The 19168-nt window shown below is 68.0% G+C and carries 30 protein-coding genes; all 30 read left to right on the top strand.

All coding sequences use genetic code 11. The features are described 5' to 3' along the window. The 30 genes from rplD (at position 1) to rplQ (ending at position 18621) form a co-directional block, all read left to right on the top strand. Positions 1-645, top strand: coding sequence for a 50S ribosomal protein L4 (gene rplD, locus ID810_RS09585; protein WP_166856085.1), 645 nt, complete (start codon positions 1-3; stop codon positions 643-645). Continuing rightward, positions 642-947 carry a 50S ribosomal protein L23 gene (gene rplW, locus ID810_RS09580; RefSeq protein WP_166856083.1) on the top strand — a complete coding sequence of 102 codons (306 nt, stop codon included), beginning with the start codon at positions 642-644 and terminating at the stop codon, positions 945-947. The genes rplD and rplW overlap by 4 nt, the downstream gene beginning before the upstream one ends. 21 nt (positions 948-968) lie before the next feature. Next, complete coding sequence (gene rplB, locus ID810_RS09575) at positions 969-1805, top strand: 50S ribosomal protein L2 (RefSeq protein ID WP_166856081.1); 837 nt, start codon at positions 969-971, stop codon at positions 1803-1805. Between the two features lie 12 nt (positions 1806-1817). Then, positions 1818-2096, top strand: coding sequence for a 30S ribosomal protein S19 (gene rpsS / locus ID810_RS09570; protein WP_006548387.1), 279 nt, complete (start codon positions 1818-1820; stop codon positions 2094-2096). Positions 2097-2125: 29 nt separating this feature from the next. Further along, positions 2126-2503: a 50S ribosomal protein L22 gene (rplV, locus tag ID810_RS09565; RefSeq protein ID WP_166856079.1), complete on the top strand. Its 378-nt coding sequence runs from the start codon at positions 2126-2128 to the stop codon at positions 2501-2503. Further along, positions 2503-3315, top strand: a complete 813-nt coding sequence (gene rpsC / locus ID810_RS09560; protein ID WP_166856077.1) for a 30S ribosomal protein S3 — start codon at positions 2503-2505, stop codon at positions 3313-3315. The genes rplV and rpsC overlap by 1 nt, the downstream gene beginning before the upstream one ends. Before the next feature lie 3 nt (positions 3316-3318). Beyond that, on the top strand, positions 3319-3738 hold the full coding sequence (gene rplP, locus ID810_RS09555) for a 50S ribosomal protein L16 (RefSeq protein WP_166856075.1): 420 nt from the start codon (positions 3319-3321) through the stop codon (positions 3736-3738). Next, positions 3738-3983, top strand: a complete 246-nt coding sequence (gene rpmC, locus ID810_RS09550; protein WP_166856073.1) for a 50S ribosomal protein L29 — start codon at positions 3738-3740, stop codon at positions 3981-3983. Before rplP ends, rpmC begins: the two co-directional genes overlap by 1 nt. Beyond that, positions 3980-4267 (top strand): 30S ribosomal protein S17, encoded by a 288-nt coding sequence (gene rpsQ / locus ID810_RS09545; RefSeq protein ID WP_166856071.1) that lies wholly within the window; start codon positions 3980-3982, stop codon positions 4265-4267. Before rpmC ends, rpsQ begins: the two co-directional genes overlap by 4 nt. 242 nt (positions 4268-4509) lie before the next feature. Beyond that, on the top strand, positions 4510-5442 hold the full coding sequence (locus tag ID810_RS12850; protein ID WP_195858783.1) for an N-acetylmuramoyl-L-alanine amidase family protein: 933 nt from the start codon (positions 4510-4512) through the stop codon (positions 5440-5442). 347 nt (positions 5443-5789) lie between these two features. After that, complete coding sequence (rplN, locus tag ID810_RS09535; RefSeq protein ID WP_166856067.1) at positions 5790-6161, top strand: 50S ribosomal protein L14; 372 nt, start codon at positions 5790-5792, stop codon at positions 6159-6161. Between the two features lie 2 nt (positions 6162-6163). Then, the gene (gene rplX, locus ID810_RS09530; RefSeq protein WP_166856065.1) at positions 6164-6511 is read left to right on the top strand and encodes a 50S ribosomal protein L24; all 348 of its coding nucleotides are present in this window, start codon (positions 6164-6166) and stop codon (positions 6509-6511) included. A 2-nt stretch (positions 6512-6513) separates the two neighbouring features. After that, positions 6514-7071 (top strand): 50S ribosomal protein L5, encoded by a 558-nt coding sequence (rplE, locus tag ID810_RS09525; RefSeq protein WP_166856063.1) that lies wholly within the window; start codon positions 6514-6516, stop codon positions 7069-7071. 1 nt (position 7072) lies between these two features. Next, positions 7073-7258, top strand: a complete 186-nt coding sequence (locus ID810_RS09520; RefSeq protein WP_166856061.1) for a type Z 30S ribosomal protein S14 — start codon at positions 7073-7075, stop codon at positions 7256-7258. Positions 7259-7315: 57 nt separating this feature from the next. Next, positions 7316-7714 carry a 30S ribosomal protein S8 gene (gene rpsH, locus ID810_RS09515; RefSeq protein WP_166856059.1) on the top strand — a complete coding sequence of 133 codons (399 nt, stop codon included), beginning with the start codon at positions 7316-7318 and terminating at the stop codon, positions 7712-7714. 22 nt (positions 7715-7736) lie between these two features. Further along, positions 7737-8276: a 50S ribosomal protein L6 gene (gene rplF / locus ID810_RS09510; RefSeq protein ID WP_166856057.1), complete on the top strand. Its 540-nt coding sequence runs from the start codon at positions 7737-7739 to the stop codon at positions 8274-8276. Positions 8277-8278: 2 nt separating this feature from the next. Then, entirely contained in the window at positions 8279-8653 is a 375-nt protein-coding gene (gene rplR, locus ID810_RS09505) for a 50S ribosomal protein L18 (RefSeq protein ID WP_166856055.1), read from the top strand. A 26-nt stretch (positions 8654-8679) separates the two neighbouring features. Continuing rightward, positions 8680-9387, top strand: a complete 708-nt coding sequence (gene rpsE, locus ID810_RS09500; protein WP_166856053.1) for a 30S ribosomal protein S5 — start codon at positions 8680-8682, stop codon at positions 9385-9387. Continuing rightward, the gene (gene rpmD / locus ID810_RS09495) at positions 9387-9581 is read left to right on the top strand and encodes a 50S ribosomal protein L30 (RefSeq protein WP_166856051.1); all 195 of its coding nucleotides are present in this window, start codon (positions 9387-9389) and stop codon (positions 9579-9581) included. The genes rpsE and rpmD overlap by 1 nt, the downstream gene beginning before the upstream one ends. 4 nt (positions 9582-9585) lie before the next feature. Beyond that, a complete protein-coding gene (gene rplO / locus ID810_RS09490; protein ID WP_166856049.1) occupies positions 9586-10059 on the top strand; it encodes a 50S ribosomal protein L15 in 474 nt (157 codons plus the stop codon). 273 nt (positions 10060-10332) lie between these two features. After that, positions 10333-11625: a preprotein translocase subunit SecY gene (secY, locus tag ID810_RS09485; RefSeq protein ID WP_166856047.1), complete on the top strand. Its 1293-nt coding sequence runs from the start codon at positions 10333-10335 to the stop codon at positions 11623-11625. Next, positions 11622-12206: an adenylate kinase gene (locus tag ID810_RS09480; protein WP_196781494.1), complete on the top strand. Its 585-nt coding sequence runs from the start codon at positions 11622-11624 to the stop codon at positions 12204-12206. Before secY ends, ID810_RS09480 begins: the two co-directional genes overlap by 4 nt. A 91-nt stretch (positions 12207-12297) precedes the next feature. Beyond that, positions 12298-13179, top strand: a complete 882-nt coding sequence (gene map, locus ID810_RS09475) for a type I methionyl aminopeptidase (protein WP_166856045.1) — start codon at positions 12298-12300, stop codon at positions 13177-13179. 72 nt (positions 13180-13251) lie between these two features. After that, positions 13252-15042, top strand: coding sequence for a family 20 glycosylhydrolase (locus ID810_RS09470; protein ID WP_166856043.1), 1791 nt, complete (start codon positions 13252-13254; stop codon positions 15040-15042). Between the two features lie 263 nt (positions 15043-15305). Next, on the top strand, positions 15306-15527 hold the full coding sequence (gene infA, locus ID810_RS09465) for a translation initiation factor IF-1 (protein ID WP_111835832.1): 222 nt from the start codon (positions 15306-15308) through the stop codon (positions 15525-15527). A gap of 35 nt (positions 15528-15562) precedes the next feature. Beyond that, complete coding sequence (gene rpmJ / locus ID810_RS09460; protein ID WP_005987264.1) at positions 15563-15676, top strand: 50S ribosomal protein L36; 114 nt, start codon at positions 15563-15565, stop codon at positions 15674-15676. Between the two features lie 158 nt (positions 15677-15834). After that, positions 15835-16209: a 30S ribosomal protein S13 gene (gene rpsM / locus ID810_RS09455; RefSeq protein WP_166856041.1), complete on the top strand. Its 375-nt coding sequence runs from the start codon at positions 15835-15837 to the stop codon at positions 16207-16209. A gap of 67 nt (positions 16210-16276) precedes the next feature. Continuing rightward, the gene (rpsK, locus tag ID810_RS09450) at positions 16277-16678 is read left to right on the top strand and encodes a 30S ribosomal protein S11 (protein WP_166856038.1); all 402 of its coding nucleotides are present in this window, start codon (positions 16277-16279) and stop codon (positions 16676-16678) included. A 164-nt stretch (positions 16679-16842) separates the two neighbouring features. Beyond that, the gene (locus ID810_RS09445; protein ID WP_166856036.1) at positions 16843-17841 is read left to right on the top strand and encodes a DNA-directed RNA polymerase subunit alpha; all 999 of its coding nucleotides are present in this window, start codon (positions 16843-16845) and stop codon (positions 17839-17841) included. A gap of 39 nt (positions 17842-17880) precedes the next feature. Continuing rightward, on the top strand, positions 17881-18621 hold the full coding sequence (gene rplQ, locus ID810_RS09440) for a 50S ribosomal protein L17, sunset domain variant (RefSeq protein WP_166856034.1): 741 nt from the start codon (positions 17881-17883) through the stop codon (positions 18619-18621). Positions 18622-19168: the final 547 nt, after the last annotated feature.

Below are 19168 nucleotides of genomic sequence, written 5' to 3'. Positions count from 1 at the left end.
ATGGCTGACGTTCTCTCCGTCGACATCGTTGACTCCAAGGGCAAGAAGACCGGCACCGCCGAGCTGCCCGCCGAGATCTTCGACGCCGAGCTCAACATCCCGCTCATGCACCAGGTCGTCGTCGCCCAGCTCGCTGCTGCGCGTCAGGGCACCCACGCCACCAAGAACCGCGGCGCCGTCCGCGGTGGTGGCCGCAAGCCCTACCGCCAGAAGGGCACCGGCCGCGCCCGTCAGGGCTCGACCCGCGCCCCGCAGTTCGTCGGCGGTGGGGTTGTGCACGGCCCGCGGCCGCGCGACTACACCCAGCGCACCCCCAAGAAGATGAAGGCCGCCGCTCTGCGCAGCGCCCTGTCCGACCGCGCCCGCAACGGCCGCGTCCACGTCATCACCGAGTTCCTGGCCTCCGAGACCCCCTCCACCAAGGGCGCCCTCGCCGGCCTGCGCAACCTCACGGACCGCAAGGCCCTGGTGGTCGTGGAGCGTGCGGACACCCTGTCCGCCCTGAGCCTGCGCAACCTGCCCGACGTCCTTGTGACCTGGGCCGACCAGCTCAACACCTACGACGTGCTCGTCAACGATGACGTCGTTTTCACTGCCGCCGCCCTGGACACCTTCCTCGGCAAGGGTGAGGAGGAGTCCAAGTGAGCCTCGAGAAGAGCAAGAACCCCCGCGACGTCATCGTCGCGCCGGTCGTCTCCGAGAAGTCCTACGCCTGCATGGACCGTGGCCAGTACACGTTCCTCGTCGCGCCGGGCTCGAACAAGACCGAGATCAAGCAGGCCATCGAGGCCATCTTCGGTGTCAAGGTCGAGTCGGTGAACACCCAGAACCGTCCCGGCAAGACCCGCCGGACCCGCACGGGCCTGGGCAGGACGAAGGCCACCAAGCGCGCGATCGTCACGCTGCGTGAGGGGACCATCGACATCTTTGGCGACGTGGCTAAGTGACACGGAAGGTAAAGAAACGACATGGGAATCCGTAAGTACAAGCCGACGACGCCGGGACGTCGTGGCTCCTCCGTGGCCGACTTCGTCGAGATCACGCGCAGCGAGCCCGAGAAGTCCCTGGTGCGCCCGCTGAGCAAGTCCGGCGGTCGCAACAACAGCGGCCGTGTCACCTCCCGTCACAAGGGTGGCGGCCACAAGCGCGCCTACCGCATCATCGACTTCCGTCGTCACGACAAGGACGGTGTGCCCGCCAAGGTCGCTCACATCGAGTACGACCCCAACCGCACCGCCCGCATCGCCCTCCTGCACTACGCGGACGGCGAGAAGCGCTACATCATCGCCCCCAACAAGCTCGGCCAGGGCGACATCGTTGAGGCCGGTCCGAACGCTGACATCAAGCCCGGCAACAACCTGCCGCTGCGCCACATCCCCACCGGTACCGTGGTGCACGCCGTCGAGCTGCGTCCCGGCGGCGGCGCCAAGATCGCCCGCAGCGCCGGCACGTCCGTCCAGCTGGTCGCCAAGGAGGGCAAGTACGCGCAGCTGCGCATGCCCTCCGGCGAGATCCGCAACGTTGAGGCCGCCTGCCGCGCGACCGTTGGTGAGGTCGGCAACGCCGAGCAGTCCAACATCAACTGGGGCAAGGCCGGCCGTATGCGCTGGAAGGGCGTTCGCCCGACCGTCCGCGGTGTCGTCATGAACCCGGTGGACCACCCGCACGGTGGTGGTGAGGGCCGTACCTCTGGTGGTCGTCACCCCGTGTCCCCGTGGGGCAAGCCCGAGGGCCGTACCCGTCGTCCCAACAAGTCCAGCGACCGCCTCATCGTGCGTCGTCGTCGGACCGGCAAGAAGCGCTGATAGGAGCCTGATATGCCGCGCAGCCTGAAGAAGGGTCCCTTCGTCGACGACCACCTCATGAAGAAGGTGGACGCCCAGAACGAGAAGGGCACCAAGAACGTCATCAAGACCTGGTCCCGTCGTTCGGTCATCACGCCGGACTTCCTCGGACACACCTTCGCCGTCCACGACGGTCGCAAGCACGTCCCGGTCTTCGTCACTGAGTCCATGGTGGGCCACAAGCTCGGTGAGTTCGCTCCGACCCGTACCTTCCGCGGGCACGTCAAGGACGACCGCAAGTCGCGTCGCTGACGCCGACGGAAGTCAGAGAGGCAGAGAACATGGAAGCCAAGGCGCAGGCCAAGTACGTGCGCTGCACGCCGATGAAGGCCCGTCGCATCGTGGACGTCGTCCGCGGCAAGAACGCCCTCGAGGCCGTCAACGTGCTCCGTTTCGCCCCGCAGGCCGCTGCGGTGCCGGTGCGCAAGGTCATCGAGTCCGCCATCGCCAACGCCCGGGTCAAGGCCGAGCGAGCCGGTGAGCGGTTCGACGAGAGCGAGCTCTACATCACCGAGGTGTTTGCTGACGAGGGCCCCACCCTCAAGCGTTTCCGCCCCCGCGCCCAGGGGCGCGCCGGCCGGATCCTCAAGCGCACCAGCCACATCACCGTCATCGTCGGCCCCAAGGCCGACTCCGCGAAGAAGGAAGGAGCCCGGTAATGGGGCACAAGGTCAACCCGACCGGGTTCCGCCTGGGCATCACGACGGACCACCGCTCGCGCTGGTTCGCCGACTCCACGAAGCCGGGTCAGCGCTACCGCGACTTCGTCGAGGAGGACGTCAAGATCCGCCGCCTCATGGAGGACGGCATGGAGCGTGCGGGTATCTCCAAGGTGGACATCGAGCGTACGCGTGACCGCGTCCGCGTCGACCTGCACACCGCCCGCCCGGGCATCGTCATTGGCCGTCGCGGCGCCGAGGCCGAGCGTCTGCGCGGTCAGCTCGAGAAGCTGACCGGCAAGCAGGTTCAGCTCAACATCCTCGAGGTCAAGAGCCCCGACCTCGACGCCCAGCTCGTTGCCCAGGGCATTGCGGAGCAGCTCGCCAGCCGAGTCTCCTTCCGCCGCGCCATGCGCAAGGGCATTCAGTCCGCCATGCGCGCCGGCGCCAAGGGCATCCGTGTCCAGTGCTCCGGCCGTCTCGGCGGCGCCGAGATGAGCCGCAGCGAGTTCTACCGCGAGGGCCGTGTGCCGCTGCACACCCTGCGCGCGAACATTGACTACGGCTTCTACGAGGCTAAGACCACCTTCGGACGTCTCGGCGTCAAGGTGTGGATCTACAAGGGCGACATGACGGAGCGCGAGTTCGCCCGTCAGCAGGCCGAGGCCGGCCAGCGTCGTGGTGCGCGCAACGACCGCCGTGGTGGCCGTGGCGAGCGTCGCGGCGAGCGCGCCCCGCGTCAGAACGAGCAGCAGGCCGAGCAGGCGCCGGTCGCCGAGAACGCTGCCGCAGACCAGGGAACGGAGGCCTGAGCCGTGCTCATTCCTCGCCGGACCAAGTTCCGCAAGCAGCACCGCCCGCGTCGTTCGGGCATGTCCAAGGGCGGCACCCGCATCGCCTTCGGTGACTACGGCATCCAGGCTCTTGAGCCCGCCTACATCACCAACCGTCAGATCGAGGCGGCCCGTATCGCCATGACCCGCCACATCAAGCGTGGCGGCAAGGTCTGGATCAACATCTTCCCGGACCGCCCGCTGACCAAGAAGCCCGCCGAGACCCGCATGGGTTCCGGTAAGGGAGCCCCCGAGTGGTGGATCGCCAACGTCAAGCCCGGACGCATCCTGTTCGAGCTCGGCGGCGTCGACGAGGCCCTCGCCCGCGAGGCCATGCGCCGCGCACAGCACAAGCTTCCGATGAAGACCCGTTTCGTGACACGTGAGGGTGGTGACGTCTGATGGCAATCGGTTCCCAGGGGCTGACCCCCACCGACCTCGACGCCATGGATAACGAGCGCCTCTCTGAGGAGCTCTCCAAGGCCAAGGCCGAGCTCTTCAGCCTCCGGTTCGCCTCGGCGACCGGCCAGCTCGAGGACCACGGCCGTCTCAAGGCTGTGCGTCGCGACATCGCCCGCATCCACACCATCGTGCGCGAGCGTGAGCTCGGCATCCGTACCGCTCCGAGCAGCCAGGAGTCCAAGTGAGCGAGCAGAACACCACCCCCGTTGTCGAGGGCGAGCGCCCTCACCGCAAGGTCCGCCGCGGCTACGTCGTGAGCGACAAGATGGACAAGACCATCGTCGTGTTGCTTGAGGAGCGCTACAAGCACTCCCTCTACGGCAAGGTCCTCCGTCGTTCCAAGAAGGTCAAGGTCCACGACGAGAACAACGAGGCGCACCCCGGTGACCTCGTCGTCATCATGGAGACCCGGCCGCTGAGCGCCACCAAGCACTGGCGCCTGGTCGAGATCGCCGAGCGGGCCAAGTGACCCTCGGCTGACCCCGGCACCCAACGCGACGCCGTCGCCGTCCCTCACGGACAGCGACGGCGTCGTCGCCTCGCGGGTTGGGCAGAACCCGGTGTCCGGGATGTTGCTGGGCCCGGTACCCGTGGGCTTCTCCGGCGGCGAGGACTATCAGTTCTGAGAGCCCGGTGTCCGGGATGTTGCCGGGCCCGGTACTGGTCTGTACGTTATGAGAACGCTCTCATCAAACAGATCGAGGAGTTGACATGAGACGTTCTCCCGTAGTGGCGCTGCTGGGCATGGTTCTGGCGTTTTCTAGCCTGGCGCTCGATTCGCCGGCCCATGCTGCCGCACCCCCTATTGACACTTCGTATTGCCGTCATGAAGAGCAGGATCAGTGCTTGGACTTCCCGGACTTTGCGCTTGACGACCTGCCAGAGCTTACGGTGGGTGAGGTGGTCACCTTTACTGGAAGTGGCGCGTCGATGCCCGGACTATCAGGTGGCGAGACTAATATCGGCGGAGGTTTCTATCCGCTTCACTACGATGGGGATGGGCCTCCGTTTTCCGGGAGGTTCGTGGGACATGCTCGCGAGGATGGGACATGGCGGGTCACGATGACCATTCCCGGCTTCAGCCAGGAGGATCTCGACCGGTGGTCCGGGGTTGTGGTTTGGTTCTACGTCGATGGTATGACCGGCGATACGTGGCGTCGTCACGAAATTATTTACCCGGTGACTATCAAGCCTGCACGAGCATCCACGACGGGTTGGTACCAGGTCGGCTCATCCTGGCACTGGGCTGACGATGACGGAGCCCCGCACCAGGGCTGGAGGCGGATCGGCGATAGCTGGTACTTCTTCGACAAGGCAACCACTGCGATGGCGACCGGGTGGGTCGCGGATGGTGGGTCGTGGTACTACCTGACCGGCTCGGGCGCGATGGCGACCGGGTGGGTCGCGGATGGTGGGTCGTGGTACTACCTGACCGGCTCGGGCGCGATGGCGACCGGGTGGGTCGCGGATGGTGGGTCGTGGTACTACCTGACCGGCTCGGGCGCGATGGCGACCGGGTGGGTCAGGGATGGTGGGTCGTGGTACTACCTGACCGGCTCGGGCGCGATGGTCACCGGCTGGGTCAGAGTGGATGGGCACTGGTCACTGTTCGCTCCGAATGGAGTTTGGCAGTACGACGGCTGATCGTGACGTAGTTCGGAGGACCGGGTCAGTCTCTCGATCCGTCCGCCGACGCCCCGTCGTCTCGTATGGGACGACGGGGCGTCGGCGGTGAGCAAGGGCACAGGCGCCGGCGACCCCCTCAGGTTCCGCGTGATGACGGGCTCGACTAGGCTGTGGGAGTTGCGTGCGCCGAAGGTGCGCCCTCCAGAGACCTCGTGCTCCCTGCGCCTGTGTCTGGCGGGACCCGCGTACCGAGGAACCCTCGCCCCCGTGCGGGGCAGGAGCACGCAAGACCGAAAGAACGTTCGGCCAGGCTCGCGCCCCCCACCGGGATGCCGAGAACCGGCTCGACGACAGGAGAACACTCAATGATCCAGCAGGAGTCGCGACTCACGGTCGCCGACAACACCGGTGCCAAGGAGATCCTTTGCATCCGTGTTCTCGGTGGCTCTGGTCGTCGCTATGCGGGTATCGGCGACACGATCGTCGCTACCGTCAAGGACGCCATCCCCGGCGGCAACGTCAAGAAGGGCGACGTCGTCAAGGCGGTCGTCGTGCGCACCCGCAAGGAGCGCCGCCGCCCGGACGGCTCGTACATCCGCTTCGACGAGAACGCCGCCGTCATCCTCAAGAACGCCGACGGCGAGCCGCGCGGCACGCGCATCTTCGGCCCCGTCGGCCGTGAGCTTCGTGAGAAGAAGTTCATGCGCATCATCTCTCTCGCCCCGGAGGTGATCTGACCATGGCACGCATCAAGAAGGGCGACCAGGTCATCGTCATCGCCGGTAAGGACAAGGGCAAGGTCGGTCGCGTCCTCGAGGTGCGCCCCGCCGATGACCGCGTCATCGTCGAGGGCGTCCAGCGCGTCACCAAGCACACCAAGGTCGGCCAGTCCGCCCAGGGCGCCCGCACCGGTGGCATCGAGACCGTCGAGGCCCCGATACACGTGTCCAACGTCATGATCTACGACGCCGACGCCAAGGGTAAGCGCACCCGCGTGGGCTTCCGCGTCGAGGAGGGCACCCGCCCCAACGGTGCCAAGCGGACCGTTCGCGTGCGCTACGCGAAGAAGTCCGGGGAGGACCTGTGACCATGTCTGAGAACACCACCCCCCGTCTCAAGACGACGTACACCGAGCAGGTGCAGCCCGCCCTGCGCGAGGAGTTCGGCCACCGCAACGTGATGGAGGTCGCCCGCGTCGTCAAGGTCGTCGTCAACATGGGTGTCGGCGAGGCTGCTCACGACTCCAAGATGATCGAGGGCGCCGTGCGCGACCTCGCGGCGATCACCGGCCAGAAGCCGCAGATCACCAAGGCCCGCAAGTCCATCGCGCAGTTCAAGCTGCGTGAGGGCATGCCGATCGGCGCGCACGTCACGCTGCGCGGCGACCGCATGTGGGAGTTCCTCGACCGCCTCATCTCGATCTCGCTGCCGCGCATCCGCGACTTCCGTGGGCTGTCCCCCAAGCAGTTCGACGGCAACGGCAACTACACCTTCGGCCTGACCGAGCAGGCCGTGTTCCACGAGATCGACCAGGACAAGATCGACCGCGTGCGCGGCATGGACATCACCGTGGTGACCACCGCCAAGACCGACGAGGAGGCCCGCTCGCTGCTCAAGCAGCTCGGCTTCCCCTTCAAGGAGAAGTGACATGGCCAAGACCGCTCTCATCGAGAAGGCGAACCGCAAGCCGAAGTTCGGCGTCCGTGCCTACACGCGCTGCCAGCGCTGCGGCCGCCCGCACTCCGTGTACCGCAAGTTCGGCCTGTGCCGTATCTGCCTGCGCGAGATGGCCCTGACCGGCCAGCTCCCGGGCGTGAGCAAGTCCAGCTGGTAAGAACTTACGTCGCAGGTCCGCGAGGAAACCACGACGAGGAAGGGCTGAGGCCCACTCATGACTATGACAGACCCGATCGCAGACATGCTGACCCGTCTGCGCAACGCTAACAACGCCTACCACGACGCCGTCTCCATGCCGTCGAGCAAGCTCAAGGTCAACATCGCTTCGATGCTCAAGGCCGAGGGCTACATCGCCGATTACGAGGTCACGGACGCCGAGGTCGGCAAGACGCTCACGCTGAACCTCAAGTACGGAGCCAACCGCCAGCGGGCCATCCAGGGCCTCAAGCGCGTCTCCAAGCCCGGCCTGCGCGTCTACGCCAAGTCCAACAACCTGCCGAAGGTCCTCGGCGGCCTCGGGGTGGCGATCCTGTCCACCTCGTCCGGTCTGCTGACCGACCGTCAGGCGGAGTCCAAGGGCGTGGGCGGCGAAGTCCTCGCCTACGTCTGGTGAGCACGGGAACGGAGGAATAGCAATGTCTCGTATTGGACGTCTCCCCGTTCCGGTTCCCGCCGGAGTGGACGTCATCATCAACGGCAATGACGTGACCGTGAAGGGCCCCAAGGGCACCCTGACGCGCACCATCGCCGAGCCCCTGAGCGTGAACCGCCAGGAGGATGGTTCCATCCTCGTCACCCGTCCGGACGACGAGCGCGAGTCGCGCTCGCTGCACGGCCTGTCACGCACGCTTATCAACAACATGGTCGTCGGCGTCACCGAGGGCTACACCAAGGACCTCGAGATCGTCGGCACCGGTTACCGCGCCGCCCAGAAGGGCACCGGCATCGAGCTGTCGCTCGGCTTCTCGCACACGGTCGTCGTCGAGGCCCCCGAGGGCATCACGCTCACCGTGAACGGCAACCTCAAGATCGCCGTCTCCGGCATCTCCAAGGAGCAGGTCGGCGAGGTCGCCGCGAACATTCGCAAGATCCGTCCGCCGGAGCCCTACAAGGGCAAGGGCGTGCGCTACGCCGGCGAGAACGTGCGCCGCAAGGTCGGAAAGGCTGGTAAGTGACCATGGCTTACTCGATCAAGAGGGGCAAGTCCAAGACCATCGCCCGCAAGATCCGCCACCAGCGCGTGCGCAAGCGCGTCAACGGCACTCCCGAGCGTCCCCGTCTCGTCGTCACCCGCTCCAACCGCCACATGGTGGCGCAGGTCATCGACGACACCATCGGTCACACCCTGTGCTCGGCCAGCACCCTCGAGGCGGCCGTCAAGGGCGTCGAGGGTCACAAGGTCGGCGCTGCTCACAAGGTCGGCGAGCTCGTGGCCGAGCGCGCCAAGGCCCTGGGCATCGAGGCGGTCGTCTTCGACCGCGGCGGAAACAAGTACCACGGTCGTGTCGCGGCCGTCGCGGAGGGCGCCCGCGAGGGCGGCCTGAAGCTCTGACCCGGACGAAAGCTAAGGAGAATCTGATGGCTGCACCGCAGCGAGACAGGTCCGCGTCGTCCGACGGCTCGGCCCGCAACGGCGAGAACCGCGGCGAGGGCCGCGGGCGTCGTGACCGCAACAACGACCGCCGCGACCGCAACAACGGCCGTGGCAACGACGACAAGTACATCGAGCGCGTCGTCACCATCAACCGCGTGTCCAAGGTCGTCAAGGGCGGCCGCCGCTTCACCTTCACGGCGCTGGTCGTCGTCGGCGACGGCGAGGGCACGGTTGGCGTGGGCTACGGCAAGGCGAAGGAAGTTCCCGCCGCCATCGCCAAGGCCGTCGAGGTCGCGAAGAAGAACTTCTTCCACGTCCCGATGATCCGCCGCACCATCCCGCACCTGGTCCAGGGCGAGGACTCCGCCGGAGTCGTCCTCCTGCGCCCCGCCTCGCCCGGTACCGGTGTTATCGCCGGTGGCCCGGTGCGCGCCGTGCTGGACTGCGCCGGTATCCACGACATCCTGTCGAAGTCCCTCGGCTCCTCGAACGCGATCAACATCGTCCACGCGACGGTCGATGCGCTCAAGAAGCTCGAGCAGCCCGAGGGCGTCGCCGCCCGCCGTGGTCTGCCCCTCGAGGACGTCGCGCCGCAGTCCATGCTGCGCGCACGTGCCGAGGGCGAGGCCGACAGGCGCGCCGAGGCTGAGAAGAAGGAGGCCGAGAAGGCCGCTGAAGGAGTTGAGGCGTGATGGCTGAGACCACCACCAAGCAGCTCAAGGTGACCCAGGTCCGCTCCGGCATCGGTGGAACCCACCGCCAGCGCGAGACCCTGCGCTCCCTCGGCCTGCGCAAGATCCGCCAGTCCGTTGTGCGCGAGGACACCTCCACCGTGCGCGGCATGATCGCCACGGTGGCGCACCTCGTCACCGTTGAGGAGGCCTGAGAACATGGCTGACACCAAGAAGACCGAGGAGAAGGTGCGGATCGTCAAGCTGCACCACCTCCGTCCGGCCCCCGGCTCCAAGAAGGCCAAGACCCGCGTTGGACGCGGTGAGGGCTCCAAGGGCAAGACCGCCGGTCGCGGTACCAAGGGCACCAAGGCCCGCTACCAGGTCAAGGCCGGCTTTGAGGGCGGCCAGATGCCTCTGCACATGCGCCTGCCCAAGCTCCGTGGCTTCCGCAACCCCAACCGTGTGGAGTTCCAGCCCGTGAACGTCGGCCGCATCGCCGAGCTGTTCCCGAAGGGCGGCACCATCACGGTGGAGGACCTCGTCGCTAAGGGCGCCGTTCGCGGCGGCCGGCTCGTCAAGGTCCTGGGCGCCGGCGACATCACGGTTGCGCTCAACCTGACCGTTGACGCCTGGTCCGCCTCCGCCAAGGACAAGATCGAGGCCGCCGGCGGCACCCTCAGCGCTCGCTGAGCCACCGGTCGCACGCACTGTCTGCGGGCTCGTGTCACCACCCCGGTGGTGACACGAGCCCGCAGTCGTGTGAGGCCGACGACTCCCCAACGCGACCGATTCGCGCCACAACGTGACCGATCCCCACTTCCCGCAGGGCTTCGCCCAGTGCAGCGCTGAGGTCGTGCACGGTAGGGTGACCCACGGTGCCCACCGGGCGCCTGACCTCACCGCGTCCCGCGACCCCATGCCCGACGGCGGTGTCCGTGCCCAGCAGCAACAACAGGAGTACGAGTGCTCACTGCGTTCATGCAGGCGTTCCGCACGCCCGACCTCAGGGGAAAGCTCCTCTTCACCCTGGGCATCATGGCCCTCTTCCGCCTTGGTTCCGTCCTGCCGACGCCCGGGGTGAACATCGCCAACGTTCAGACGTGTGTTGGCCAGAGCAAGGACGCGGGTCTGCTGGGTCTCATCAACGTCTTCTCCGGCGGCGCGCTGCTCCAGCTGAGCGTCTTCGCACTGGGCATCATGCCCTACATCACCGCCTCCATCATCATCCAGCTCCTGCGCGTGGTCATCCCGCGCTTCGAGGAGCTGCACAAGGAGGGCCAGTCCGGTAACGCGACGCTCACGCAGTACACCCGTTACCTCACCATCGGCCTGGGTGTCCTGCAGTCCTCCACCATTGTGGCCACCGCCGCTTCCGGCGCACTGTTCCCCACCTGCACGGTCTCCGTCATCCCCGACGCCTCCCCCTTCGACCTCGCCCTCATGATTGTCACGATGACGGCCGGCACCGGCCTCATCATGTGGCTGGGCGAGCTCATCACCGAGCACGGCATCGGCAACGGCATGTCCCTGCTCATCTTCACCTCGATCGTCGCGCGCATGCCGCAGAACCTGTTCTCCATCGTCGGCACGAACAACGGCGCCACCAAGTTCCTCACGGTGCTCATCGTCATCCTCGCGGCCACCCTCGCCGTCGTCTTCATCGAGCAGGCCACCCGACGCATCCCCGTGCAGTACGCCAAGCGCATGGTCGGTCGTCGCCAGTACGGCGGCTCCACCACCTACATCCCGATCAAGATCAACACCGCCGGCGTCATCCCCGTCATCTTCGCCTCCTCGATCCTGGCCATGCCCCAGCTCATCGCCCAGTTCGGCAACAAGGAGTCCAGCTGGGTGCGCTGGATCTCGAACAACCTGTCCCAGACCGACACCGTCTACCTCGTCGGTTACGGCCTGCTCATCCTCTTCTTCGCCTTCTTCTACACGGCCATCACCTTCAACCCGGAGGAGATCGCGGACAACATGAAGAAGTACGGCGGCTTCATCCCCGGCATCCGGGCGGGAGAGCCGACGGTGCGCTACCTGACGTACGTCATCAACCGGGTGACCGCCGCCGGCTCCGTCTACCTGCTCATCCTGGCCCTGCTGCCGACCGTCGCGGTCATCTGGCTCGGCCTGTCCCAGAACCTGCCGTTTGGTGGTACGACGATCCTCATCATGGTGGGCGTCGGCCTCCAGACGGTCAAGGAGATCAACTCCCAGCTCCAGCAGCGCCACTACGAAGGGTTCCTCTCATGAGTGCACGTATGGTCCTGCTCGGCCCGCCCGGGGCCGGCAAGGGCACCCAGGCCGCCCGCATCTCCGAGCGCCTTAACATCCCCGCCATCTCCACCGGAGACATCTTCCGCAGCCACGTCGCCCGCGCCACCGAGCTCGGCATCCTCGCCAAGTCCTACATGGACAGGGGCGAGTACGTCCCGGACTCGGTCACCAACGCCATGGTTGAGGATCGTCTCAGCCAGGCCGACGCCGCCGAGGGCTTCCTCCTGGACGGCTACCCGCGCACCGTGTCCCAGGTCCACGCGCTCGACGCCATGCTCGCCCAGCGCGGCCTCGCCCTCGACGTCGTCCTCGAGATCACCGCCGACGCCGAGGCGGTCGTCGCCCGGCTCCTCAAGCGCGCCACCGAGCAGAACCGTGCCGACGACACCGAGGACGTCATCCGCCATCGCCTCGAGGTCTACGCCGAGCAGACCGAGCCCCTCGTCGCGATCTACGCGGACAAGGGCCTGCTCGTCTCCGCCGACGGCATCGGCACTCTCGACGAGGTCACCGACCGCGTCATGACGGCACTCGTAGAGGCCGGTGTGAGCGCCTGAGGCACGACGACGGCGGGTCGGGCCGCATACGGGCCACCCGCCGTCCTCGCCGTCGGGCAGCGACAGCTTCTCTTGCTGGAAGGACCCCACCGTGATCGGACGCGAGCAGATCCAGATCAAGACCCCGGACCAGGTGCGTCTCATGCGCCGCGCCGGGCTCGTCGTCGCCGACATTCACGCCGCCCTGCGCGAGGCCGTCCGCCCCGGCATCACCACCGCCGAGCTCGACGCCGTGTGCGCCGAGGTCATCTCCCGCGCCGGGGCGCACTCGAACTTCCTCGGTTACCACGACTACCCGGCCACCGTGTGCACCTCCGTCAACGACGAGGTGGTCCACGGCATTCCGGGTGAGCGCGTCCTCGCTGAAGGTGACCTCATCACCTTCGACTGCGGCGCCTACATCCTGGACGAGGACGGCACCCAGTGGCACGGCGACGCGGCCTTCACCACCGTCGTCGGCGGCCGCTACGCCAGCGAGTCCGACCGGATCCTGGACACCGCCACCCGCAGCGCCCTGTGGGCCGCCATTGCCGCCGTCGCCCGCGCGGCCGCCGGCGAGGCGACGGGGCGTGGAGCGCGTCTGAACGCCATCGGCGACGCCGTCGAGGAGGTGGTCGACGCCGTCGAGCAGGAGCACGGCTACCGCCTGGGCATCCTGGAGGAGTACGTCGGCCACGGCATCGGCACGGCCATGCACATGGCGCCCGACGTCCTCAACTACTCCGTGAGGCGCAAGGGGCCGCGCCTGCGCCCGGGCATGGTCCTGGCCATTGAGCCGATGCTCACCGCCGGCTCGCCGCAGGTGCATGAGCTCGAGGACGGCTGGACCGTCGTCACCAATGACGGCTCCCGGGCCGCCCAGTGGGAGCACACGGTGGCCATCGTCCCGGGTGGCGTGTGGGTGCTCACGGCGCCCGACGGCGGTGTCGAGGGCCTGAGTGCCTTTGACATCGAGCCCAAGCCGCTGCGCTAAGAACCCGGCGTTCCCGACGGCGTTTCCGACGCCGCCCCCCATCACCGCAGCGTCCCCGTTACGCTTCGGCACATGGAAGACACCGTCGTCTCGCCCCTGAGCCCGCCCGTTCACGTCCTGCCCGCCCCACGCTCCTTTGAGGTGAGCGAGGCCGGGTTCACGCTGCTGAGGACCACCCCGCTGCTGTTCCAGGCCGGCACCGAGGACAGTGCCGCCATCCTGGCCCAGAAGCTGCGCGACGGCCTGGGCTGGCCCTCCAGCGCCGAGCGCCTGCCGGTGGTGGGCAACCGGGCCGGAGCACCGGTCGCCGGCGCGCTCACGCTCCTGCTCGACCCAGGGCAGGATCTCGGACCCGAGGGCTACACGCTCGACTCGACCCCCGAGGGCATCGTGCTGCGCGCCGCCACCCGGCTCGGCGCGCTCCACGCCGTGCGCACCCTCCTGCAGCTGCTGCCCCCGCGCGTCATGGACCCCGAGGGCGCGCTGTGGGGACCGGCCGACGACGAGGTCCTCGCCGTCGTGCCCGGCGCCCACATCGAGGACGCCCCGCGCTGGAGCCACCGCGGCGTCATGATCGACGTCGCCCGCAGCTTCCTGCCGGTCGATGACCTGCTGCGCGTCGTCGAAGCCGTCAGTCTGCTCAAGATCAACGTGCTGCACCTGCACCTCGTGGACGACCAGGGCTGGCGCCTGGAGATCACCAACGAGGGTCGCGCCGAGGACGACACCCACGACTACACGCAGCTGACCGAGGTCTCCGGACGCACGGCCGTCGCCCTGCCCGCCTGGAACGGCCGTCCGGGCCGCACCGGCTGGTACACGCAGGAGGACTACCGGCGGATCCTCGCCTTCTGTCACAGCCGGGGCATGGAGGTCATCCCCGAGATCGACCTGCCCGGCCACGTGGGGGCTGCCCTGCACGCCCTGCCCGGCCTGTGCACCCCGGGCAGCTCCCACACCTCCACCCCCGAGGAGCCCACCGCCCCGGCGGACTGCGGCATCGTCGTCGGCTACTCCTACCTCGACCCTCATGCCCCGGCCACGCGCGCCTTCCTGCGCCACGTCCTGACCCAGGTGATGGACCTCGACCCCGAGGGCAGGCGCGTCCACCTCGGCGGCGATGAGCCCTGGGCGATGGCCGATCGTTACGGCGCGGGGCCGGGTTCGGCCTACGCCGAGCTGCTGACCTGGGCCTGCGAGGTCGTGCGCGAGCACGGGCGCGTGCCCATCGGTTGGAACGAGGCCTGGTCCGCCCAGCCGGCCCAGTCCCTCCCGTCGGCCCAGCCGGCCCAGAGCGCCGTCGGGACGCCCGGGGATGCCGCGGCGTCCATGCAGCTGCAGGTGTGGGACGTGCGCGGCGAGGAGTCCGCCGAGGGCCAGCGCCTGGCTGCCGAGCGGGGGGCGCGCTTCATCATGTCCCCCAGCCGGCACGCCTACCTCGACATGATCTGGGATGCCCAGGCGCCGCTGGGCCTGGACTGGGCCGGTGTGCTGGACCTGAGCGCGGCGCGCGACTGGGACCCCGTCGGGTCTGTTGAGGCCGTGGGGGAGTCCAGCATCGAGGGCGTGGAGGCGACTGTGTGGTCGGAGACGGCGCGCGGCGTCGAGGACGTCGAGACGCTGCTGCTGCCGCGCCTGCTTGGCACGGCCGAGGTCGGCTGGTGCCAGGCGCTGCCCGAGGACGGCAGCGAGCGCGCCCTGACGCTGGACGGCTTTGCGCACCGTTGCGCCGCCTATGGTGCCCGCATGCGTGCCGCCGGGACCCGCTTCGTCCTCGTGCCCGGGGTGCCGTGGCGCCAGGCCGGCCCCGACTATCCGAAGGTCGCGGCCGAGCAGGACGCCGCGCGTGCGGCCCGGTCCTGAGCCGGGTCGGGCCGGGTGGGCCGCGGCCCGTCGGACCGGGTGAGGCCGGGCTCGGCCACGCGCCGACAGGGCCCGTCTGTGGCCGGAAACACCGTCACTGTGCCCGATCTCGCGTGGTGAGGCCCGGCGGCCCTGCCGTATTGTTAAAGGCCGGTGCGTCCTACGGTCCGCGCGCAGCATCAACTGAGCGTGGGCGACGGGGCGTGTCGTCCGACGGCGACGTCGTCGGAGGAACTCGAGCGAGCAAGCACCGATGGAGGAACATGGCTAAGAAGGATGGCGTCATCGAGGTCGAGGGATCGGTCGTCGAGGCCCTTCCGAATGCGATGTTCCGGGTGGAGCTGAGCAACGGGCACGTCGTGCTCGCGCACATCTCCGGCAAGATGCGGCAGCACTACATCCGCATCCTCCCCGAGGACCGCGTGGTCGTGGAGCTGAGCCCCTACGACCTCACGCGCGGTCGCATCGTCTACCGGTACAAGTGACAGTCCTCCCCTGACGGGGATGACGGAGGAACATCATGAAGGTCAAGCCGAGCGTCAAGAAGATCTGTGACAACTGCAAGGTGATTCGTCGCCACGGCCGCGTCATGGTCATCTGCGAGAACCCGCGGCACAAGCAGCGCCAGGGCTGATCCCAGCGCTGACGGCCGCCGTCCGGGCGGCCGCACATAAGCACCCACCCCAGCTCACCACCGGTGAGCAACCCCCGGTTCCTGGAGGCCGGGGCCGCTGCGACTGATGGCGGAGGAGGTGGGCGACGACCTCCGGGAGCACACAGGAGAACCACACCGTGGCACGTATTTCCGGTGTCGACCTGCCTCGCGAGAAGCGAGTCGAGGTCGCCCTCACATACATCTTCGGGATCGGCCGCACTCGTGCGGACGAAACCCTCGTGGCGACGGGCGTCAACCCCGACACCCGAGTCAAGGACCTCACCGAGGACGAGCTCGTCCTGCTTCGCAACCACATCGACGCGAACTACCAGGTGGAGGGCGACCTTCGCCGCGAGGTCCAGGCGGACATCCGCCGCAAGATCGAGATCGGCTGCTACCAGGGCCTGCGCCACCGCCGTCACCTGCCGGTGCACGGCCAGCGCACCAAGACCAACGCGCGCACCCGCAAGGGCCCCAAGCGCACCGTGGCCGGTAAGAAGAAGGCCAAGTAAGCAGCAGTCCATGAGCGCGGGCTCGGCTGCCCGCCATGGAACGACGACCTAGATCGAAGAAGGAAACATGCCTCCCAAGAGCCGCACCGCCGTGCGCAAGACGCGTCGCAAGGACCGCAAGAACGTCACCCACGGCCACGCCTACATCAAGTCCACCTTCAACAACACCATCGTGTCCCTCACGGACCCGCACGGTGCCGTCATCGCCTGGGCCTCCTCCGGCCAGGTCGGCTTCAAGGGCTCGCGCAAGTCGACCCCCTACGCCGCCCAGCTCGCCGCTGAGGCCGCCGCCCGCCGTGCGCAGGAGCACGGCATGAAGAAGATCGACGTCTTCGTCAAGGGCCCCGGCCCGGGCCGTGAGACCGCGATCCGCTCCCTCCAGGCCGCCGGCCTCGAGGTCGGCTCCATCTCCGACGTCACGCCCCAGGCTCACAACGGCTGCCGTCCGCCCAAGCGTCGGCACGTCTGAGACGACCGAGGCCGACGGCGTCCGTGCCCCCGGGCCCGTGACGTCGTCGGCTCCTCGCGTCCGCCCCTCACGGGCGGACGCGGACGGGCCGGGTCCTCTCGGAGACCGTCCACATCCCGCAGGATCGGCGTCATATAGCGGGCGCCGCCACGAAAGGAAACCACGTGCTCATTGCACAGCGACCCACCCTCTCCGAGGAGGTCATCGAGGAGGACCGCCGCTCGCGGTTCGTCCTGGAGCCTCTCGAGCCCGGCTTCGGCTACACGCTCGGCAACTCCCTGCGCCGCACGCTGCTGTCGTCCATCCCGGGCGCCGCCGTGACCAGCGTGCGCATCGACGGCGTGCCCCACGAGTTCCGCACCATCCCCGGGGTCAAGGAGGATGTCGCTCAGATTATCCTCAACATCAAGGAGATCGTGCTCTCGAGCGAGAACGACGAGCCGGTCGTCATGTACCTGCGCAAGTCGGGCCCGGGTGTCGTCACCGCCGGTGACATCACCCCGCCCGCCGGCGTGGAGATCCACAACCCCGACCTCGTCATCGCCACCCTTAACGAGAAGGGCAAGCTCGAGATCGAGCTGACGGTTGAGCGTGGGCGCGGTTACGTCTCCGCGGCCCAGAACAAGGACCCGAACGCGGAGATCTCCCGCATCCCCGTGGACTCCATCTACTCGCCGGTCAAGAAGGTCTCCTACGCGGTTGAGGCCACTCGTGTCGAGCAGCGCACGGACTTCGACCGCCTCGTGGTCGACGTCGAGACCAAGGCCTCGATCACTCCTCGTGACGCGCTTGCCTCTGCCGGCAAGACCCTCGTCGAGCTCTTCGGCCTGGCCCGTGAGCTCAATGTTGAGGCCGAGGGCATTGAGGTCGGCCCCTCGCCGATGGACCAGGCCCTCCAGCAGGACCTCGCCCTCATGATCGACGAGCTCAACCTCCAGGCCCGTTCCTCCAACGCGCTCAAGCGCGAGGGCATCCACACCGTCGGTGAGCTCGTCGCGCGCAGCGAGGCGGACCTGCTCGACATCCGCAACTTCGGTGCCAAGTCGATCTCCGAGATCAAGGAGAAGCTCGCCGAGCTGGGCCTGTCCCTCAAGGGCTCGCCGGTCGACTACATCGCGGACGACGACTACACCAACCCCACCTTCAGCGACGAGCAGGCCTGAACCCGCGCGCTCCGCTCGCCAATCACTTAGGAGACAACAATGCCTCGCCCCACCAAGGGTCCCCGTCTGGGTGGCTCCGCCCAGCACGAGCGCCACATGCTGGCCAACCTGGCCACGCAGCTCTTCATCCACGAGTCCATCACGACGACGGAGGCCCGCGCCCGCCGCCTGCGTCCCTACGCCGAGAAACTCATCACCAAGGGCAAGCGTGGCGACCTGCACGCGCGCCGCACGGTGCTGAAGAAGGTGACGGACAAGTTCGCCGTCTACCGCCTCTTCGAGGAGATCGCCCCCCAGTTCAAGGACCGCGAGGGCGGTTACACCCGCATCATCAAGGTGGCCCCCCGCAAGGGTGACAACGCCCCCATGGCCGTCATCTCCCTCGTGCTCGAGCCCGTGGCCAAGAAGGCGGTTGTGGACGACGCCGTCGCCACCGCCAAGCGCGCCGCTGAGAAGGCTGTCGAGAAGAAGTCCGCCAAGAAGGCCGCTGAGAAGGGTGCCGAGGAGGCCGCCGAGGCCCCGGTTGAGGCTCCGGTCGAGGAGACCGCTGCTGAGCCCGTCGAGTACGCCGGCGCCGTCCGTCTTGCCGAGGGCTCGGCTGAGGCCCCCGACGCCGACCACCAGATCAAGGGCAACGAGGACTCCAAGAAGTACCACGTTCCCGGCTCGCGCTGGTACGACGCCACCATCGCCGAGGTCTGGTTCGCCACCGCCGAGGACGCCGAGGCCGCAGGCTTCGCCCCCGCTGGCGGCGCCGCCGCCCAGAAGGTCGCGGACTGAACCACCTTCGAGGTCTGACCTGTACGACCGCGGGCCCGTCACCACACGGTGACGGGCCCGCGGTCGTGTATGGAGCGGGTGGGCTCGGACCGGGTGGCCGTGCGTGTGGCATTTTGCTGGCCTTGCGGCTTTAGCGCCACCAGGCCGGCGTGCTGCCACGGGCTCAGCTGCCGGTGGCGCTCACCGCCGTATGGGCATCCCTGGCGCCGGGGCACTGCCCCCGTGGGCGCGCCAGCTCGGGTCCACTGGCGCGCGCCCCGGTGGGTCTTGGTGCGCCGCGAGTTCGGGGGTGACGTGTCGAGTTCGAGCCTCTTGACCCTCGAACTTGGCGTTGGTAGGTGACGTGGGGAGGCTGGCCGGTGCCGTGCGGGCTCGTGCCCGGGGTGCTGGGAGGGGGCGTGCACGCTCATGTGACTGGTGTGATCTGGCGGATCTGGGTTTTTCGTTGGTATTGCGCCGTTTTGGTTCTCTTGGTCAAAACGGTTTTTTGGCTCCCATGTGCATGGGCGTGGTCCATGCACATGGGAGCCGAGGCTCTCGAGGGCGC

Source organism: Actinomyces respiraculi (genome assembly GCF_014595995.2).
GTDB lineage: Bacteria > Actinomycetota > Actinomycetes > Actinomycetales > Actinomycetaceae > Actinomyces > Actinomyces respiraculi.
This window is presented reverse-complemented; position numbering and strand designations above follow the sequence as displayed.

Bases quoted from the DNA above. Each gene is read 5' to 3' on its own strand.
- rplD (WP_166856085.1), top strand. From the start codon at position 1: ATGGCTGACGTTCTCTCCGTCGACATCGTTGACTCCAAGGGCAAGAAG.
- rplB (WP_166856081.1), top strand. From the start codon at position 969: ATGGGAATCCGTAAGTACAAGCCGACGACGCCGGGACGTCGTGGCTCC.
- rpsS (WP_006548387.1), top strand. From the start codon at position 1,818: ATGCCGCGCAGCCTGAAGAAGGGTCCCTTCGTCGACGACCACCTCATG.
- rplV (WP_166856079.1), top strand. From the start codon at position 2,126: ATGGAAGCCAAGGCGCAGGCCAAGTACGTGCGCTGCACGCCGATGAAG.
- rpsC (WP_166856077.1), top strand. From the start codon at position 2,503: ATGGGGCACAAGGTCAACCCGACCGGGTTCCGCCTGGGCATCACGACG.
- rpmC (WP_166856073.1), top strand. From the start codon at position 3,738: ATGGCAATCGGTTCCCAGGGGCTGACCCCCACCGACCTCGACGCCATG.
- ID810_RS12850 (WP_195858783.1), top strand. From the start codon at position 4,510: ATGAGACGTTCTCCCGTAGTGGCGCTGCTGGGCATGGTTCTGGCGTTT.
- rplN (WP_166856067.1), top strand. From the start codon at position 5,790: ATGATCCAGCAGGAGTCGCGACTCACGGTCGCCGACAACACCGGTGCC.
- rplX (WP_166856065.1), top strand. From the start codon at position 6,164: ATGGCACGCATCAAGAAGGGCGACCAGGTCATCGTCATCGCCGGTAAG.
- rplE (WP_166856063.1), top strand. From the start codon at position 6,514: ATGTCTGAGAACACCACCCCCCGTCTCAAGACGACGTACACCGAGCAG.
- ID810_RS09520 (WP_166856061.1), top strand. From the start codon at position 7,073: ATGGCCAAGACCGCTCTCATCGAGAAGGCGAACCGCAAGCCGAAGTTC.
- rpsH (WP_166856059.1), top strand. From the start codon at position 7,316: ATGACTATGACAGACCCGATCGCAGACATGCTGACCCGTCTGCGCAAC.
- rplF (WP_166856057.1), top strand. From the start codon at position 7,737: ATGTCTCGTATTGGACGTCTCCCCGTTCCGGTTCCCGCCGGAGTGGAC.
- rplR (WP_166856055.1), top strand. From the start codon at position 8,279: ATGGCTTACTCGATCAAGAGGGGCAAGTCCAAGACCATCGCCCGCAAG.
- rpsE (WP_166856053.1), top strand. From the start codon at position 8,680: ATGGCTGCACCGCAGCGAGACAGGTCCGCGTCGTCCGACGGCTCGGCC.
- rpmD (WP_166856051.1), top strand. From the start codon at position 9,387: ATGGCTGAGACCACCACCAAGCAGCTCAAGGTGACCCAGGTCCGCTCC.
- rplO (WP_166856049.1), top strand. From the start codon at position 9,586: ATGGCTGACACCAAGAAGACCGAGGAGAAGGTGCGGATCGTCAAGCTG.
- ID810_RS09480 (WP_196781494.1), top strand. From the start codon at position 11,622: ATGAGTGCACGTATGGTCCTGCTCGGCCCGCCCGGGGCCGGCAAGGGC.
- ID810_RS09470 (WP_166856043.1), top strand. From the start codon at position 13,252: ATGGAAGACACCGTCGTCTCGCCCCTGAGCCCGCCCGTTCACGTCCTG.
- infA (WP_111835832.1), top strand. From the start codon at position 15,306: ATGGCTAAGAAGGATGGCGTCATCGAGGTCGAGGGATCGGTCGTCGAG.
- rpmJ (WP_005987264.1), top strand. From the start codon at position 15,563: ATGAAGGTCAAGCCGAGCGTCAAGAAGATCTGTGACAACTGCAAGGTG.
- rpsK (WP_166856038.1), top strand. From the start codon at position 16,277: ATGCCTCCCAAGAGCCGCACCGCCGTGCGCAAGACGCGTCGCAAGGAC.
- rplQ (WP_166856034.1), top strand. From the start codon at position 17,881: ATGCCTCGCCCCACCAAGGGTCCCCGTCTGGGTGGCTCCGCCCAGCAC.